Genomic DNA, 15,366 nt, shown 5'->3' with positions numbered 1-15,366 from the left:
CTCCATGTTCTTTATTCCGTTAATTGTGAATAACAGAAGCACTGCATCTGTCTTGTTCACATTATACACCCGTTAAAAATATTTTGCAATAGTTTTTGTCAGATTTATCAGTTTCTTTACATTTTTATTCGACATAATTCGACACAGTTTCCCATTTCCTGCCAACATAATTCCAACAAATAAGACAGAACGCTATAGAAAAAACCTCCCAGAGAAAATGCTCTGAGAGGTTTTTATTCTAATCTCTGATCAGTTTGTTTTACGAAGCCAATACCTTGTCCATACCGCTGATGGTAAAGGTCACGCTAAAGCTATTCGTCGGCATAGTGTAATCCAGTGCTGCAAGGTCGGTGTTGTAGATGTTCACCAGTTCAATATACAGATTGCCCTGATCATCTGCCATAACAAGAGGCTTTTCAATGGAAATCTCCTTGTCATCGCACTTTACAACAACGTCTGTTACATCCATCGTATTATAATACGCAAAATCTGTGCTGACAAACAGCATATTCAGTTTGCTGCTGTCAGAAGAGAAATCATAGCCGTCAACAGATACGGTGTATGTGCCATCCTCTGTAATCGTTGCATCAGTAAATGTCGCACCTGTATCAATGATTTCATCATTTTCGCCCCACTTGATGAGGGTATTGAAATGATCAGTTGCCGCACCATAACTTGCATCGCTGTATGCATTCCGGAACGTATAGACCTCTGTCTGAATACCGATATACGCATGTGCTTCAGAAGTCTTTTCTACCTTTGTCTCAACAACCGTATCCAGACCTGCCTTCGGGTCCTTGTTCTCCACTGCCTTAATAATGGTGGAAATGATCTCCGGCTGAGTCTGCTCATAGGTGTTGCGGTCAAACAGACCGAAACCGTATACACCATTATAACCATTGTCCCAGTATACCGGAATTATACCCAGAGAAGCAGCCTTTCCGGCAACGTAGCCGTTGAAATATGCACGGTTGCCCTGAATCTGACCTGTGAAATCTGCATAAGCGCTGGACTTATCGATACAGCCATATTCACCGATGATAACCGGAATGTCATTTGCAACAAACTTGTCATGCAACTGCTGGAACAGACCATCCAGATAATCCTGGTCGCCCCACTTCGGATAATTCATTTTCGGGAATCCATTGACTTCGATGAGGTTCAGACCATAGTCACCCCACAGGATAGTTTTTAGATCTTCAGTACCGCAGTAATCCCACGGGTCGTAATAGTGAACAGAAACCATCATACGGCTCTCACCGGCAGTGCAGTTTGCATCGGTAGGCATTTCAAAGCCGTAATCACCAACAGTATATTCAATGTTAGTGTTCCAGCCCGGCATCAGCAGCCAGCGGTGGGTGTTCTTGGAACCGGAAGCACGAACAGTATCCACAAAGATCTGGTTGTACTTGTTCAGATTTGCATAGTATTCCCGGTTCGGATCAGCGTTATAGTTGTTGTCGAATTCTTCGTTCATGGACTCGAAAATCAGGTGCTCGTCATAGTCTTTGAAGCGCTCTGCGATCTGTTTCCATACAGCTTCATATTTTTCACAGATATAATCCTGATCCTCGCCGTTTACCAGGAACCAGCCGCCGTCAATGGAGTTATAACCGTCACCGTGCATATTGATGATCACGTACAGACCTTCATTATAGCAGTACTGCACCACTTCCTCTACACGATCCAGCCATGCGGAATCCACCTGATAACCGTTGGCATCATCAATACGATCCAGATAGGAAACCGGCACACGGACTGTAGTGAATCCGGCGTCTGCAACAGCAGAAATCAATTCCTGTGTTACCTCCGGATTGCCCCATACAGTCTCGTTGACCTTGCCACCGGAATTTGCCTCCAGCTGATTGCCCAGGTTCCAGCCGGCGCCCATGGCTTCTGCCACCTTGTCCACGCCAATGGTAAAATCACCATCAAACTGAACAGCCTTGCTCTCCTCTTCGCCGGATTCCTCCGTTTTTGAGGACGAATCACCGGAGCCAGAACCGCATGCGGCAAAAGATACCGTCATTGCGCCTGCCAGCATACAGGCGGCGAGCTTTTTCCAAAACTTCATACAATATACCTCCAAAAAACATATTACCTTTATTATACCATAGAATTTCATGGTGTCAAGAAATTTTATGCAAAATTTCACGAGACGCCTGAAGAATGACGTTATCTGAGCGTATGAACGATATCGATTCAGCTATTCCCTTTTCTCATTTCCATATCTGCCAGATCATAGTGCCTGTCAATTGCATTTTCACAAAGTATCATATCTTCACTGTCCAGTGCACGAAACATATCCATATGCGCCTGATGAAGCTGCGCTGTCACCTGTTCATCTGCAGACAGCAGTGCGGCGTCGATCCAGCGACGATACACATCAGCAATGGGTTCCATCATGGTGATCCAAAAATGGTTTTCTGTGGCATAGATCAACAAATAGTGAAACCGTCGGTCCAGTTCCACCTGTTCCGGAAATGACTCTGACTTTTCTGAAGCGTTCAGCAATTCCAGTGCATTTGCATGCCAATTGGAAAAGGTGTGATTTTCCATGATCGTCCGGCAGACAGCCTTTTCCATATTGCGGCGAAAAGAACAAATTTCCGTCCGGTCTGTCTGCCGCAGAAGCAGCATCATATCAACTGCGTCTGAAATTGCCCTGGACAGATTTCCTACCAGATAATTGCCCGATCCCCTTCGGCTTTCAATGACTCCCGTATTTTCCAGCATTCGCAGAGCTTCTCTGGTGGAATTGCGCCCGATGGACAGCGTTTCTGCAATTTTCCGCTCTGTGGGCAGCCGGGAACCCATTGTCAGTTCTCCAGATGCGATCATGTCGGACAGATAGGCGATTACCTTCTGATATTCTCTGGATTCGTCTCTCATCTATTTTACCGTCCTTACATAATATGTGCAAATATCGTTGCGCCGACAACTGTGATCAATCCGGCAACCACAATGGAAAGACTGCTCATGGCACCCTCTGCCTCTCCCAGTTCCATGGCTTTTGCAGTGCCAATGGCATGGGACGCTGTGCCCAGTGCAATACCTCTGGCAATGGGTTCCTGGATACGGAACAGCCGGAAAATCCATTCCGCAAAGATATTCCCCAACACACCTGTAATGATGATCGCCGCAACGCTAATGGAAACATAGCCCCCGAGTTTTTCCGAAACGCCCATGCCAATTGCCGTTGTAATGGATTTCGGCAGGAAGGTGACATATTCTTGGTGGTCAAACTGAAACAACATTGCCATTCCCAGGATTGTCCCCAGACTGGACAGGACACCGGAAAGTATGCCGATCACAATGGCTTTCCAGTTATGCTTCAACAGTTCCAGCTGCTCGTACAGCGGTATCGCCAGGCAGACTGTGGCTGGGGTCAGTAAATAGCTGAGATATTTCGCACCTTCATAGTATTTATCATAGCTGATATGGGTACACGCCAGAAAAGCAATTGTGATAGCAATAGAGACTAACAGCGGATTGAAGATGGCAAGCTTGCATTTCTTTTTCAACAGTACACCTGCTCCATAGGACAGTACACTGACCACAACACCGAAAAAAGCAGAATTTTCTAAGAAATCACGCATGTTTCGTTTCCTCCCCTTTCCTGCGGCGAATCACAAACTGGGTGATCCTGCCGGAGATAATCATGACAACAAAGGTGGACAGCACTATCACAGCAATATATTCCAGCCATGCCGGACGAATGACATCCCAGGATTCCAGAAGCCCCACCGCCGCCGGAATAAACATCAGCGGCATGATCTCAATGAGAAATGTTCCCGTCTCCCGCACAGATGCATACGGAATCACATGGAATTTCAGACAGAGAAACAGGAGAACGATGCCATAAATGCTCGCCGGGATGGGCAGCGGCATACATTCCTCCAGGATCTCCCCCAAAAACGAAATGCCTAAAATAATACCGAATTGCTTAATCCACTTCACAACAATTCCTCCATTCAAATTGGTACTACCAATTATAGCACGAGGATACTTCAGCGTCAAGAGGAATCTATTGTTAAACACGCTATATTTTGTAAAGTTGTTCTGATATAGAGATGAACCGTGTCATAAATAGCCGACACACAATAATTGCATGTCGGCTAATATATCACATTATTTCAATAAGACACTTCTGGCTCTTTGGCGCTGGTGGGAGCGAATCCACAGGAAAGCGGTGACATAGATCAAAGTTGTCAGAATCCACGTGACGGCATAGGAAATATACACCGTTTCGATACGGTGATACGCTGGCATCTGGAATACCGTTGCCAGCCACACCAGCCGTAGACCGCAAACGCCTACGATTGACACCACCATAGGCATAACAGAATAACCGATACCGCGCAGTGCGCCTACCATAACGTCCATGATGCCGCAGAGGGCATACACACGGCTGATGTATTTTAGTCGTACCATACCGGCGGCAATGACTTCCGGGCTGTCAGAATAAATATGCAGCAGAGGTTTTCCCAGGAGCACTACTCCATTGCCCAGCAGAATCCCCACTGTAATAACGCAGAGTTGCCCCGTCAGAACAATACGATTAATACGCTTTTCTTCCCCGGCGCCATAGTTCTGGCTGACAAAGGACAAAGTCGCCTGATAAAAGGCATTCATTGCCATATAGACAAAGCTTTCGATATTGGCAGCGGCGGAATTGCCGGCAACTACGATATTACCGAAGAGATTCACCGAGGACTGGATGACCACATTGGACAGGGCAAAAACGACACCCTGAAAGCCTGCCGGCAGTCCGATCCGCAGGATCTGAAGCATTTTCGTCCGGTCAATTCGCAGCGCCTTCCAATCCAGATGAATGCCGCTTTCTTCTTTCATCAGACAGCGCAGGATCAGTACGGCGGAAACCGTTTCGGAAATCACAGTCGCCAGGGCAACGCCCATGACATTCATCCGGAATACGATCACCAACAACAGATTCAGAACCACATTGATCACGCCGGCAAGAAGCAGAAAATAGAGCGGTCGTTTTGTGTCCCCTACAGCACGAAGCAGTGCACTGCCGAAATTATACACCATGGTGGACATCATACCGAGAAAATAAATGCGCAGATATACTGCGGCAAGAGGCAGCACTTCCTCCGGCGTCTGCATCCAGATCAGCATTTGCTTTGCACCAATAACGCCGACTACCATGAGAAGCAGACCGCTGAGCATACTGAGCAGCATGGATGTATGTACCGTCTTTCCCAGGTCATCCCACGACTTTGCCCCATAAGATCTCGCCGCAACCACATTGGCACCGATGGACAGCCCTACAAATAAATTGGTCAGAAGATTGATGAGGGCTGTGTTGGAACCCACGGCGGCAAGAGAATTGTCTCCGGCAAATTTTCCCACCACCACAATATCCGCCGCATTGAACAGCAGCTGGAGAATACTCGACGCCATCAGCGGTAGCGCAAAAAGAAGCATCTTTTTGAGAACCGGACCGCTGCACATGTCGATCTCATAACGCTTCGTTTCAGACCTCATAGAAATCCCTTCCGTCTTTCACAACATACTCTGCATTTGCAGGCTGTCTAGAGCGTGTTTACATAAAAACAGAATGCACATCTATTTTATGTGAACACATTCTAAATGTCAAGGCAAGAAATCCGGGATGCTCCCTCTTGTGGGAACTCCCGGAATTGATACCATTTTATAATGTTATAGTAATGATATTCTTATTATAGCACGCCCATTTTGGTTTGTCAAATTTTTGGATATCAGTTCTATTTCATTTCCTCGGTTCCCACAGGAAATCAAAGCTGCCGGGAACCGCATGGAGACAAGTATCCAACACATTGGAAAAGATCTTCAGCTTTACTCCCATTCTGGGGTCGTTCGGAAAAACAGTATTATCCAGAAAAAAGGTGATCACTGCCACAATCATTTCTGCGCTTTCCTTTGGCGTTTCTGTATATACAGAGCCTTCTGCGATCCCTTGTATCAGCAGTTCTTCCATAATGGGAGAAAGCTCCTGAATCGCTACGAGCTTCATCTGGTTGTGCAGCAATGTACTCTCATGGAGATGCAAGGTGCGGATAAGATTTTTCTGGTTGTCGTGAAATTCACTCTTGATCATGCTCTGGAACAGCACCTTGATTTTTTCCAGAGCAGATGCTTCAGACTGAATGCCGCCGAAGTATTCATGAATTGCCTTTTTATAGCACCGTTCAATGACAGCGTAAAGAATCTCTTCCTTGCTTTCAAAATAATAGTAAACGCTCCCTTTTCCGATGTCGGCTTTTTTGGCAATGAGATTAACCGAAATATCCCGATCCGGCATAACGCACATCAGTTGTTCGGTTGCGTCTAAAATTCGTTTTTTCTTATCACTTTTCATAGGAAATCACTTGCTTTCTCTTGACTTTTTCTCATTATATCACAAAATTTCAGATTTGACAAGAAAATCCACCGCAAAATACTTGACCACTGGTCGAAAACGTGTTAAAATAAAGACAATCCATTTCGACCATTGGTCGAAAAATGAATGAGGAGAGATGAAATGGGAACAGCAGCACTTCTTGGCGCAATTGTCGGCGGCACTGTCCTGGCAGGGACAGCTGCTGCATTCGGCGGTGCCACCACATTATTTCGGCGTGTCATTCCACGGCAGGATTCGATCAAAGTCGATATCAGTGAAATGGCTGACATGCAGAAGTGGGAAGAATACAAAAAAATCATCCACCCGAAAAAGGAATGGCTGATGCAGCAGAACCTGGAACCGATCACCATTACTGCCAGAGACGGTATCCATCTTCATGCTTATTACCTGCCGGCAGAGAAGCCCTCTGACCGCATCGTCATCGGCTGTCACGGCTACACCAGCTGCGGTCTGAGCGACTTTGCAGCCCACTCGTATTTCTTTCACCAGCAAGGCTTCGACTGTCTGATCCCAGATCATCGTGCCCACGGGGAAAGCGAGGGAAAATACATCGGCTTCGGCATTCTCGACCGCTTTGACTGCCGTGCATGGATCGATTATGTGACGGAACGGTTCGGCGAAGACAAACGGATTCTCCTGCACGGCACCTCCATGGGTGGTACTACTGTGCTCATGGCTGCCGGTGCGCCGGATCTGCCGGAATCGGTGAAGGGCGTCATTGCAGACTGTGCCTTCACGTCGCCCTACGATGTATTCTCACATATTTTAAAGCGTGACTATCACCTGCCCCCATTCCCGGTCATGAATATCAACGATGCTATGTGCCGCAAAAAGGCAGGCTACGGCTTCCAGGATTATTCCACACTTACCGCCGTACGGGACACCAGATGTCCAACGCTGTTTATCCACGGCAAGGAGGACAATTTCGTTCCCACCTGGATGAGTCAGAAGAACTATGAGCTATGCAGTGCACCGAAGGAATTGCTTCTTGTAGAACATGCCGGTCACGGTGCAAGCTATTATGAAAATCAGCCCCAGTATGAAGAAGCGGAATCCCGATTTATTGAGAAGTGGATTCCCAGCGACAGCGGAAAGAAGGAAACTACATGAAAGAATTTCAGGTGAATGGCGTCAACTTGCAGTGCTACCCGCTGACGGCGGCACAGCGCATTCACAACTATTCCATTCTCTATTGTCCCTATCACCAGCTGCTGAATATCGGCACCGGACTGTACATCCAGCAGGAAGTAGATTTTTCCATTCTGAAAGAAGCCATTTATGAGGCATACCAGCGGTTTGAGTCCATGCGGCTCCGTTTTTTGCAGGATCAGGACGGCACGGTTTATCAGTATCTGGTACCCTTTGAAGACCGTGACATTGAACTGCGTGACTTCTCCAAATGGAATGAAGAAGATGCACACAATGAAATGCGGAAGTGGACAGCAGTTCCGTTCAAGCGGTTCCACTCCCCCATGAATCAGATCGTCATGATCAAGCTGCCCAACGGTTATAACGGCATCTACTTCAAGGCTGACCACATGACTATGGACTCCAGCTCCATCATCGCCTTTGACCGGGATGTACTGGAGTTGTACTGCGCAAAGCGTTATGGCACTGAAATGCCAAAGCCCATGCAGTCTTACATCAAGGCGATAGAGCGTGACCTTGCTTATGAAGCCAATTCCTCTGCCCGCCAGAAGGACGAAAAATACTGGATGGAAGAGATCACAAAAAGCGAACCCATGTACACGGATTTCAACGGTATGGGACGTCTCATCACCCAGCGCAGAGAGAACAAAAATCCCAACCAGCGCAGTGCGATCATCACTTCTACCAGCCCGGAGGCTTCCATTTCTATTTATCATCTGGAAAAGCATCCCTCTAACCGGCTTATGCGGTTCTGTGAGGAAAACCATGTACCTATGGTTTGTCTGCTGCTCATGGGTCTGCGGACGGTTCTTTCCAAATTCAACGACAACGAAAAGGACGTTTCCATCAAGAGCTGTGTGGCTCGCCGGGGTACACTGCTGGAAAAACGTTCCGGCGGTACACGCGTTCACTTCTTCCCCCTTCGTACCATTATGGAACCGGATATAACCTTCCTGGAAGGGCTGCACATGATGCAGGAAGCGCAGAATCGTCTGTTCCGCCATGCGAATTTCGACCCGGTAGAGTATACCGCACGACGCAGAAACCACTGGAATTTTCAACCCGGTGCAAGCTATGAAAGCCTTGCCCTGACCTACCAGCCCCTGACCCTGCAGCAGGATGCGGACAAGATCCCGGATATTCCGTACAAGAGTTTCTGGTACACCAACGGTGTTGCCGCACAGCCCCTTTACTTAACCGTAATGCACCGGGTGGAGGACAATGGGCTGGACTTCAATTTCGAATACAAAAAAGACGCTGTCACTGATTATGAGATGGAATATCTCTATTACTATCTCTGCCGCGTGCTGTTCCGGGGTATTGAGAACAGCAGCAGAACCATCGGCGAAATACTGGACATGATCTGAGGAGGATGTTATCATGCTGGAAGAACTGAAAACAACTATTCTGGAATACGTAGACGTAGAGCCGGAGGAGATTACACCGGAAGCACGCTTTATCGAAGACCTGCACTTCAATTCCTATGATTTTATGAGTTTTCTGGGAGAATTGGAGGAACAGCTGGACGTGACCATTGAGGAAGAGGATGTGCTGAAGCTGCGCACCGTAGGAGAAGCGATTGCATATCTGGAATCGCTCCAGCAGAAATAAAGGAGAATTGCAATGGATAAAACATTGGTAAAAACCTTACAGGATCTGATCGTACAGTCTGCTGCCTGCTATGGAGAAAAGACATTTCTCAAGGAAAAAGCCGGCAAAGAAGATGCAGAAACGACATATGTACAGCTCTATGATAACTGCCGAAAAGTTAGCAGTTTTCTCCAGAAAAGCGCCAACGGCAAGAAACTGCATGCTGCAGTGATCGGTCTGACTAGCGCCGCATATCTGACTGCATATTTCGGCACCGTGGGCGGCGGCAATGTCATTGTCCCCCTGGATGCCCAGATGGGCGTTGATGATCTGTGCGATCATTTGCAGCGTTCGGATGCAGAGGTATTCTTCTTCGACGCCCGGTATGCACCCATGCTCCCTGCTGTCCGGAAAAACTGTCCTGCTATCCACACCTATGTATCTCTCCAGGAGATGCCCGATGTCCTCTCTCTGGCACAGGTTCTGGCAGAAAATGAGCCTATGGAATGGACACCCATTGATCCGGCATCCTGTGCAGCCATTCTCTACACTTCCGGTACTACCGGAAAGAGCAAGGGCGTTATGCTGTCCCACAGCAATCTCATCGACAATACCATGTGCCAGGACAACGAGAGTACACCGGAAGATGTCCTGCTGACGGTACTTCCCATTCATCACGTATACTGCTTCACGTGTGACATTCTCCTTTCTCTGCGGTATGGTACCACAGTCTGCGTTAACGATTCCATGATGCACATTGCGCAGAACCTGAAGCGGTATCAGCCCACGCTGATCCTGCTGGTACCCATGATCGCTGAGACCATTTATAAGAAGATCCAGGCTGCCGCAGCAGCAAAGCCGGATATCCCCATCCAGGCAATTGCCAATGCCGTATTCGGCGGAAAACTCCGGGGTATTTACAGCGGCGGTGCTTACCTCAATCCCAAGCTGATCGAGGGATATCGCGCTCTCGGTATTCCCATTGCACAGGGCTATGGCATGACTGAATGTTCTCCTCGTATTTCCACTGCAAATCTGGAAGATGAAAGCATTGGCGATATCGGCACGATTGTAAACGGCTGTGAGGTCAAGATCGTAGACGGCGAGATCTGGGCAAAGAGTCCCTCTGTTATGATGGGATACTACCATAATCCGGAGGCTACCGCAGAAGCACTGACTGAGGACGGCTGGCTGAGAACCGGTGACCTGGGCTACGTGGATGAAAAGCGCCATCTGTTCCTCACCGGCAGAAAGAAAAATCTGATCATTCTGAGCAATGGCGAAAACGTCTCCCCGGAAGAACTGGAAAACAAATTCGCCGGACTGGACTGGCTCTCTGAGGTATTGGTCTATGCGGAAAACAGCATGATCACTGCGGAGATCTTCCCCAATACCGAATTCTGTGAAGCATATGGCATAGACGAAATGAAGCGGCTGTTACAGGAACAGGTACTAGAAATCAACAAGACCGTTTCATCTGCAAAGCAGATTCACTGTCTGCGGATCCGGAATGTGGAATTCGACAAGACCACATCCAAGAAAATCAAACGGGAACAGTCGCAGCAAGGTGCGATTTTCCAATAAACCTTAGGAGGAAATCATATGACGTACGAAGAAGTTTTTAACGCGGCAAAGGCTGAATTCATGAAAGCCGATGTCAGCAAGCTGACCGGTCATCTTGCCGTACAGGTGGATATTGTCGGCGAAGGCGCAGGCGCATTCTACATTGAATTGCTGAACAGCAAGCTCTATGTAGAGCCCTATGAGTATTACGACCGTGATGTCAAGCTGATTGCTACCGCCGAAGACTTCCTGAAAATCGCAGACGGTTCCTTGAATTCCGTCTTCGCTTACACCACAGGAAAGCTGAAAGTGGAGGGTGATCTCGGAAGAGCAATGGAACTTCAGAACATGATCGAAAGCATCAAAAAAGCCGAGAAGAAAAAGAAAAAATAAGCTCTTTTTCTCAATATTTCTCCAGACTGCACATGTAGTTCATTACATGTGCAGTTTTCTTTTTGCATTTCAAAATCAAAGATCGACTCTATGTATTGATTGTATGTTTATTTTATTTTGTTTGAGCACCCAAAAGTTAATCTTATAATTTTTGCAGAAAAACAGTTGACATTCCCCTCGAAAAGTGGTATACTATATAAGTCAGCTGAGGTAAAGCAAAGCGGACAAGAAAAATAGAAATTGGGGTGTAGCCAAGCGGTAAGGCAGTGGACTCTGACTCCATCATTCCGAGGGTTCAAATCCTTCCACCCCAACCAATACAAACAGCTCTCACAATCGTGGGAGCTATTTTTTTATGTAAAAAGGGCTGTTGCAGGCAGTCAAAATCCAACAGAAAAACGGTGCGATGCCCACATCGACCTGTTAACCAGGATTTTACTGTCCTTGCAACAGCCCTTTCTTATGCTGCAACTTATGACTCTCGGTTACGCTTTGCCGGATTTTCCAGTACATGCCCGTCCTCCGAAAAACGGGAGCCATGACAAGCGCAGTCCCAGGAATGCTCTGACGGATTCCAGTGGAGTGCACAACCCAGATGCGTACATCGCTTGGGTGTCAGCCGGAAGAAGTTTGAGGCAGTCTCCAGAAGATTCCGGTACAACTGCGGCTGCATGATGCTTCTGGACGGATAAAATATATCCGCCGCTTCATTGGACACGCTTGTGAGCATGTCCGTCAATACCATTGCCGCCGTCATTGCTCCGGTCATGCCCCATTTCCCAAATCCCGCTGCCACGTACAGCTGGGAATTTCGTCCGTAATAGCTCCCGATATAGGGCAGATCGTCCAGGCTCATGCAATCCTGAGCTGCCCAGCGGCAGACTTCTTCTGCGTCGGGATAATATAGCTTTGCTTTCATCTGGAGTTCCGCCCATCCGCCGCCTTTCTTTCCGGTACGGTGGGAACCGCCGCCCAGAAGCAGCATATCGCCGTAATTCCGGAAAGACAGCCCTGTTTGCTTTTCATCCAGATACATACCGTTCAGATCCGGCGCATTCGCCAGTGCCAGCACATAGGAACGATGCTGGTACAGTTTCAGATAGTATCTGCCGCGGCCATTCCAGAAAGGAAAATGGGTTGCCACCACGATCCGGTCAGCGGTAATGACACCGTGTTCCGTCCAGACCTGGTTATCCCGGATATCGTAGACAAATGTGTGCTCATAGACGCTGCACGACTTGGCAATCTGCGACAGGAACTGCAAGGGATGAAACTGTGCCTGCTCAGTGAATTCCACCGCTCCTACAGTGGAAAACGGCAGCGGCAGGTTTTCTGCAAACTTCGCCGGGATTCTGGCACGCTGCAATGCATCCAGTTCCGTCTCCAGTATCTCCGGATTTTCCACAGAATAGACATAGTTGTCCTTTCGCTGAAAATCACACTGGATATCCTTACACAGTGCCGCATATTTTTGCAGCGATGCCCGTTGGAGTTTGTAATATTTCTGCGCCATCTCCACGCCGCCCAGTTTCAGCAGGTTATGATAAATCAAGCCATGCTGCACAGTGATCTTTGCTGTGGTATTCTGTGTGGTGCCACTGCATAGGGCATCCCCTTCCACAAGCACGGCTGAAACGCCTTTCTGCCCCAGCAGATACGCCGTCAGAAGTCCTGCAATACCGCCGCCGATCACCAGAACGTCTGCTTTGATATCTCCCTGCAAAGCCGGAAACCGGGGCATTTCACAATTTCTATGCCAGATAGACTGCATCTTCTGCATCTCACTTTCTTTTTTGATTAGGGTATGCAGAACGTGCGGAATTATTACGGATTGCAAAAAAGAGCATTGCGTTTTCCACAATGCCCTCTTTTCCTTGTTTATTGATATGTCACTGTGATCTTGCCGTCCTGGTCGGAAATCAGCAGCTTCTGGATCTCTGTATTGTGCCCAATAATCAGGGATGCCACCTGATCCTCCACTTTCTGGCGGATCACACGGCGGATATCACGGGCACCATACGGCTTGCCAAATGCCTCCTCCGCAATGGCAGCCAATGCTGCATTGTCATATTCCACAGTAATGTCTTTCTCTGCAAGGGGTTCCTTCATCTCATCTAGCATCAATGCTGCGATCTTCTGGAAGTCCTCCTTGGTCAGATTCCGGAATACGACAACCTCGTCAATACGGCTGATAAATTCCGGCCGCAGGAATTCCCGGAGACCCTTCATTGCCTTTTCCTTAGACACTTCTGTCTCCGTCCGGTTGAAGCCTACACCAATGCTCTTGTCTGTAGAGCCAGCATTGGAGGTCATGCAGATAACGGTATTCTCGAAGCTGACCGTTCTGCCCTGTGCATCGTCGATCTTGCCCTCGTCCAGAATCTGCATGAGAATGTTCATAACATCCGGATGCGCCTTTTCGATCTCATCGAACAGAATTACCGAATAGGGACGGCGGCGCACCTTTTCCGTCAGCTGACCGGCTTCGTCATAGCCCACATAGCCAGGAGGTGAACCGATCATCCGTGCCACAGAGTGCTTCTCCATAAACTCCGTCATATCCAGACGAATCAGCGGCTCATTGGAGTCGAACAGTTCCTCGGACAGTACCTTTACCAGCTCTGTCTTACCTACGCCGGTGGGACCCACAAAGATAAAGGATGCCGGACGGCGGCGAGGACTCAGCTGTACACGGGTACGCTTGATTGCCTTTGCCAGCAAATCGACAGCTTCATCCTGTCCAACCACACGGGCTTTCAGACGTTCCTCCAGATTTGCCAGCTTCGTGAACTCGGTCTCTGCAATTTTATGTGCCGGGATCCCTGTCCACAGTTCAATGACCTTTGCCAGATCATCGCTTGTAACCTGTACCTGTTCCAGTTCCGCTTCTGCAACCTCCAGACTGGATTTCAGGCGAATCAGCTCACCCTTTACCTGTGCAAGGGCTTCATAATCGATCTCCGTTTCATCCTCAATGGACTTTTCCTTCTCTTCCAGTGCCTGCTTTTTCTTCAGCAACATATCATAGTTCTCGATTTCCGGAGAGCGCAGACTGGTGCAGGCGCAGCTTTCGTCCAGCAGGTCGATTGCCTTGTCCGGAAGAAAACGGTCTGTAATATAGCGTTCCGCCAGAACTGCACACAGGCGGATCATAGCCGGCGAAATGTGTACCCGGTGGTATTCCTCATAATATTTGGCAATGCCGCTGAGTACCTCTACCGTTTCATCTACCGTAGGCTCATTTACCGTTACAGGCTGGAAACGACGCTCCAGGGCAGAATCTTTTTCAATATACTTCCGATACTCCTCAAATGTCGTTGCGCCGATGACCTGAATCTCTCCGCGGGACAATGCAGGTTTCAGAATATTCGCTGCATTCATAGAGCCCTCGGAATTGCCGGCGCCCACCAGATTGTGCACTTCGTCAATGAAGAGAATAATATTTCCCTCTTGCTTTACCTCTGAGATCAGTCCTTTGACACGGCTTTCGAACTGTCCCCGGAATTGCGTCCCGGCAACAAGCGATGTCAGATCCAGTAAGTACACCTGCTTGTCTTTCAGGTGCATGGGCACTGTTCCGGCGTGGATATGCTGAGCGATACCCTCTGCAATTGCCGTCTTTCCGACGCCCGGCTCACCGATCAGGCAGGGATTATTCTTTGTCCGGCGGGACAGAATCTGAATGACACGGGAAATCTCCTTGTCTCTGCCGATCACTGCATCCAACTTGCCCTCAGCGGCACGCTGGCTCAGGTTCGTGCAGTAATTCCCCAGGAACTTCAGTTCCTTTTTCCGCTTGGAACGGCGTTCCCGGCGGGAGGTCTCCTGCTGTTCCCCAGAAGCTGTTCCCTCTTCCTCCACCGGTGCCGGCGGATTGGCATTCTCCATGTTTTGCAGGATCTTTCCGCTGTCCTTCATCAGATTTTGCATATTCTCCAAAAACTGCGGGATCACACCGGAACCGCCCATTTCAAAGCTGTCCCCGTCTACCAGATCCATCATCTGATTGGAGATCTGCTCCAACTCTTCGTCGGAGATTCCCATATGCTTCATATATTCATTGACCTGCGGAATGTTCATTTCCTTGGCACATACCAGGCACAGACCTTCGTTTTTCTTCTGGTCGCCATGCATTGCCGTGATCAGTACGACCGCCGGCCGCTTTTTGCATCGAGTGCATAACATCATGTTTTTCTCACCTTTCTTCTATCAGAATCTCTATGGCAACACCGCACAAAGAGCGCCTAGCGGCTTTGCACGTCATA

At 48.4% G+C, this 15,366-nt stretch carries 13 protein-coding genes and 1 tRNA gene; 6 read left to right on the top strand and 8 right to left on the bottom strand.

Going from position 1 to position 15,366, the window contains the following annotated elements:
* Positions 1-259: 259 nt before the first annotated feature.
* From Q0418_RS04245 to Q0418_RS04220, 6 genes are all read right to left on the bottom strand, one after another.
* Entirely contained in the window at positions 260-2,074 is a 1,815-nt protein-coding gene (locus tag Q0418_RS04245) for a glycoside hydrolase family 5 protein (RefSeq protein WP_298482554.1), read from the bottom strand.
* 128 nt (positions 2,075-2,202) lie between these two features.
* Positions 2,203-2,892 carry a FadR/GntR family transcriptional regulator gene (locus tag Q0418_RS04240; RefSeq protein ID WP_298482553.1) on the bottom strand — a complete coding sequence of 230 codons (690 nt, stop codon included), beginning with the start codon at positions 2,890-2,892 and terminating at the stop codon, positions 2,203-2,205.
* Positions 2,893-2,906: 14 nt separating this feature from the next.
* On the bottom strand, positions 2,907-3,599 hold the full coding sequence (locus Q0418_RS04235; RefSeq protein WP_298482551.1) for an LrgB family protein: 693 nt from the start codon (positions 3,597-3,599) through the stop codon (positions 2,907-2,909).
* Positions 3,592-3,960 carry a CidA/LrgA family protein gene (locus Q0418_RS04230; protein ID WP_298482549.1) on the bottom strand — a complete coding sequence of 123 codons (369 nt, stop codon included), beginning with the start codon at positions 3,958-3,960 and terminating at the stop codon, positions 3,592-3,594. The genes Q0418_RS04235 and Q0418_RS04230 overlap by 8 nt, the downstream gene beginning before the upstream one ends.
* Before the next feature lie 171 nt (positions 3,961-4,131).
* On the bottom strand, positions 4,132-5,511 hold the full coding sequence (locus tag Q0418_RS04225) for an MATE family efflux transporter (RefSeq protein ID WP_298482547.1): 1,380 nt from the start codon (positions 5,509-5,511) through the stop codon (positions 4,132-4,134).
* 244 nt (positions 5,512-5,755) lie between these two features.
* Entirely contained in the window at positions 5,756-6,364 is a 609-nt protein-coding gene (locus Q0418_RS04220; RefSeq protein WP_298482545.1) for a TetR/AcrR family transcriptional regulator, read from the bottom strand.
* A 162-nt stretch (positions 6,365-6,526) separates the two neighbouring features.
* On the opposite strand from Q0418_RS04220, the gene Q0418_RS04215 reads away from it, so the two are divergent.
* The 6 genes from Q0418_RS04215 (at position 6,527) to Q0418_RS04190 (ending at position 11,418) form a co-directional block, all read left to right on the top strand.
* Complete coding sequence (locus Q0418_RS04215) at positions 6,527-7,516, top strand: alpha/beta hydrolase (protein WP_298482543.1); 990 nt, start codon at positions 6,527-6,529, stop codon at positions 7,514-7,516.
* Entirely contained in the window at positions 7,513-8,922 is a 1,410-nt protein-coding gene (locus Q0418_RS04210) for a condensation domain-containing protein (protein WP_298482541.1), read from the top strand. Before Q0418_RS04215 ends, Q0418_RS04210 begins: the two co-directional genes overlap by 4 nt.
* Positions 8,923-8,935: 13 nt before the next feature.
* Entirely contained in the window at positions 8,936-9,166 is a 231-nt protein-coding gene (locus Q0418_RS04205; RefSeq protein WP_298482539.1) for an acyl carrier protein, read from the top strand.
* Between the two features lie 12 nt (positions 9,167-9,178).
* Positions 9,179-10,729, top strand: a complete 1,551-nt coding sequence (locus tag Q0418_RS04200; RefSeq protein ID WP_298482537.1) for an AMP-binding protein — start codon at positions 9,179-9,181, stop codon at positions 10,727-10,729.
* An 18-nt stretch (positions 10,730-10,747) separates the two neighbouring features.
* Entirely contained in the window at positions 10,748-11,101 is a 354-nt protein-coding gene (locus Q0418_RS04195; RefSeq protein ID WP_298482535.1) for an SCP2 sterol-binding domain-containing protein, read from the top strand.
* A gap of 241 nt (positions 11,102-11,342) precedes the next feature.
* Positions 11,343-11,418, top strand: a tRNA-Gln gene (locus tag Q0418_RS04190).
* 155 nt (positions 11,419-11,573) lie between these two features.
* On the opposite strand, the gene Q0418_RS04185 is transcribed toward Q0418_RS04190, so the two are convergent.
* Together Q0418_RS04185 and Q0418_RS04180 are read right to left on the bottom strand one after the other, a co-directional pair.
* Complete coding sequence (locus Q0418_RS04185; protein ID WP_298482533.1) at positions 11,574-12,881, bottom strand: FAD-dependent oxidoreductase; 1,308 nt, start codon at positions 12,879-12,881, stop codon at positions 11,574-11,576.
* Positions 12,882-12,979: 98 nt separating this feature from the next.
* The gene (locus Q0418_RS04180) at positions 12,980-15,286 is read right to left on the bottom strand and encodes an ATP-dependent Clp protease ATP-binding subunit (RefSeq protein ID WP_298482570.1); all 2,307 of its coding nucleotides are present in this window, start codon (positions 15,284-15,286) and stop codon (positions 12,980-12,982) included.
* Positions 15,287-15,366 lie beyond the last annotated feature (80 nt).

Origin of the sequence: uncultured Ruminococcus sp. (genome assembly GCF_937915125.1) — a bacterium.
GTDB lineage: Bacteria > Bacillota > Clostridia > Oscillospirales > Ruminococcaceae > Ruminococcus_C.
This window is presented reverse-complemented; position numbering and strand designations above follow the sequence as displayed.

Excerpts from the sequence above, each read along its gene's own strand:
- Q0418_RS04195 (WP_298482535.1), top strand. The coding sequence starts at position 10,748 with ATGACGTACGAAGAAGTTTTTAACGCGGCAAAGGCTGAATTCATGAAA.
- Q0418_RS04205 (WP_298482539.1), top strand. The coding sequence starts at position 8,936 with ATGCTGGAAGAACTGAAAACAACTATTCTGGAATACGTAGACGTAGAG.
- Q0418_RS04180 (WP_298482570.1), bottom strand. The coding sequence starts at position 15,286 with ATGTTATGCACTCGATGCAAAAAGCGGCCGGCGGTCGTACTGATCACG.
- Q0418_RS04240 (WP_298482553.1), bottom strand. The coding sequence starts at position 2,892 with ATGAGAGACGAATCCAGAGAATATCAGAAGGTAATCGCCTATCTGTCC.
- Q0418_RS04220 (WP_298482545.1), bottom strand. The coding sequence starts at position 6,364 with ATGAAAAGTGATAAGAAAAAACGAATTTTAGACGCAACCGAACAACTG.
- Q0418_RS04215 (WP_298482543.1), top strand. The coding sequence starts at position 6,527 with ATGGGAACAGCAGCACTTCTTGGCGCAATTGTCGGCGGCACTGTCCTG.
- Q0418_RS04235 (WP_298482551.1), bottom strand. The coding sequence starts at position 3,599 with ATGCGTGATTTCTTAGAAAATTCTGCTTTTTTCGGTGTTGTGGTCAGT.
- Q0418_RS04225 (WP_298482547.1), bottom strand. The coding sequence starts at position 5,511 with ATGAGGTCTGAAACGAAGCGTTATGAGATCGACATGTGCAGCGGTCCG.
- Q0418_RS04210 (WP_298482541.1), top strand. The coding sequence starts at position 7,513 with ATGAAAGAATTTCAGGTGAATGGCGTCAACTTGCAGTGCTACCCGCTG.
- Q0418_RS04185 (WP_298482533.1), bottom strand. The coding sequence starts at position 12,881 with ATGCAGAAGATGCAGTCTATCTGGCATAGAAATTGTGAAATGCCCCGG.
- Q0418_RS04200 (WP_298482537.1), top strand. The coding sequence starts at position 9,179 with ATGGATAAAACATTGGTAAAAACCTTACAGGATCTGATCGTACAGTCT.
- Q0418_RS04245 (WP_298482554.1), bottom strand. The coding sequence starts at position 2,074 with ATGAAGTTTTGGAAAAAGCTCGCCGCCTGTATGCTGGCAGGCGCAATG.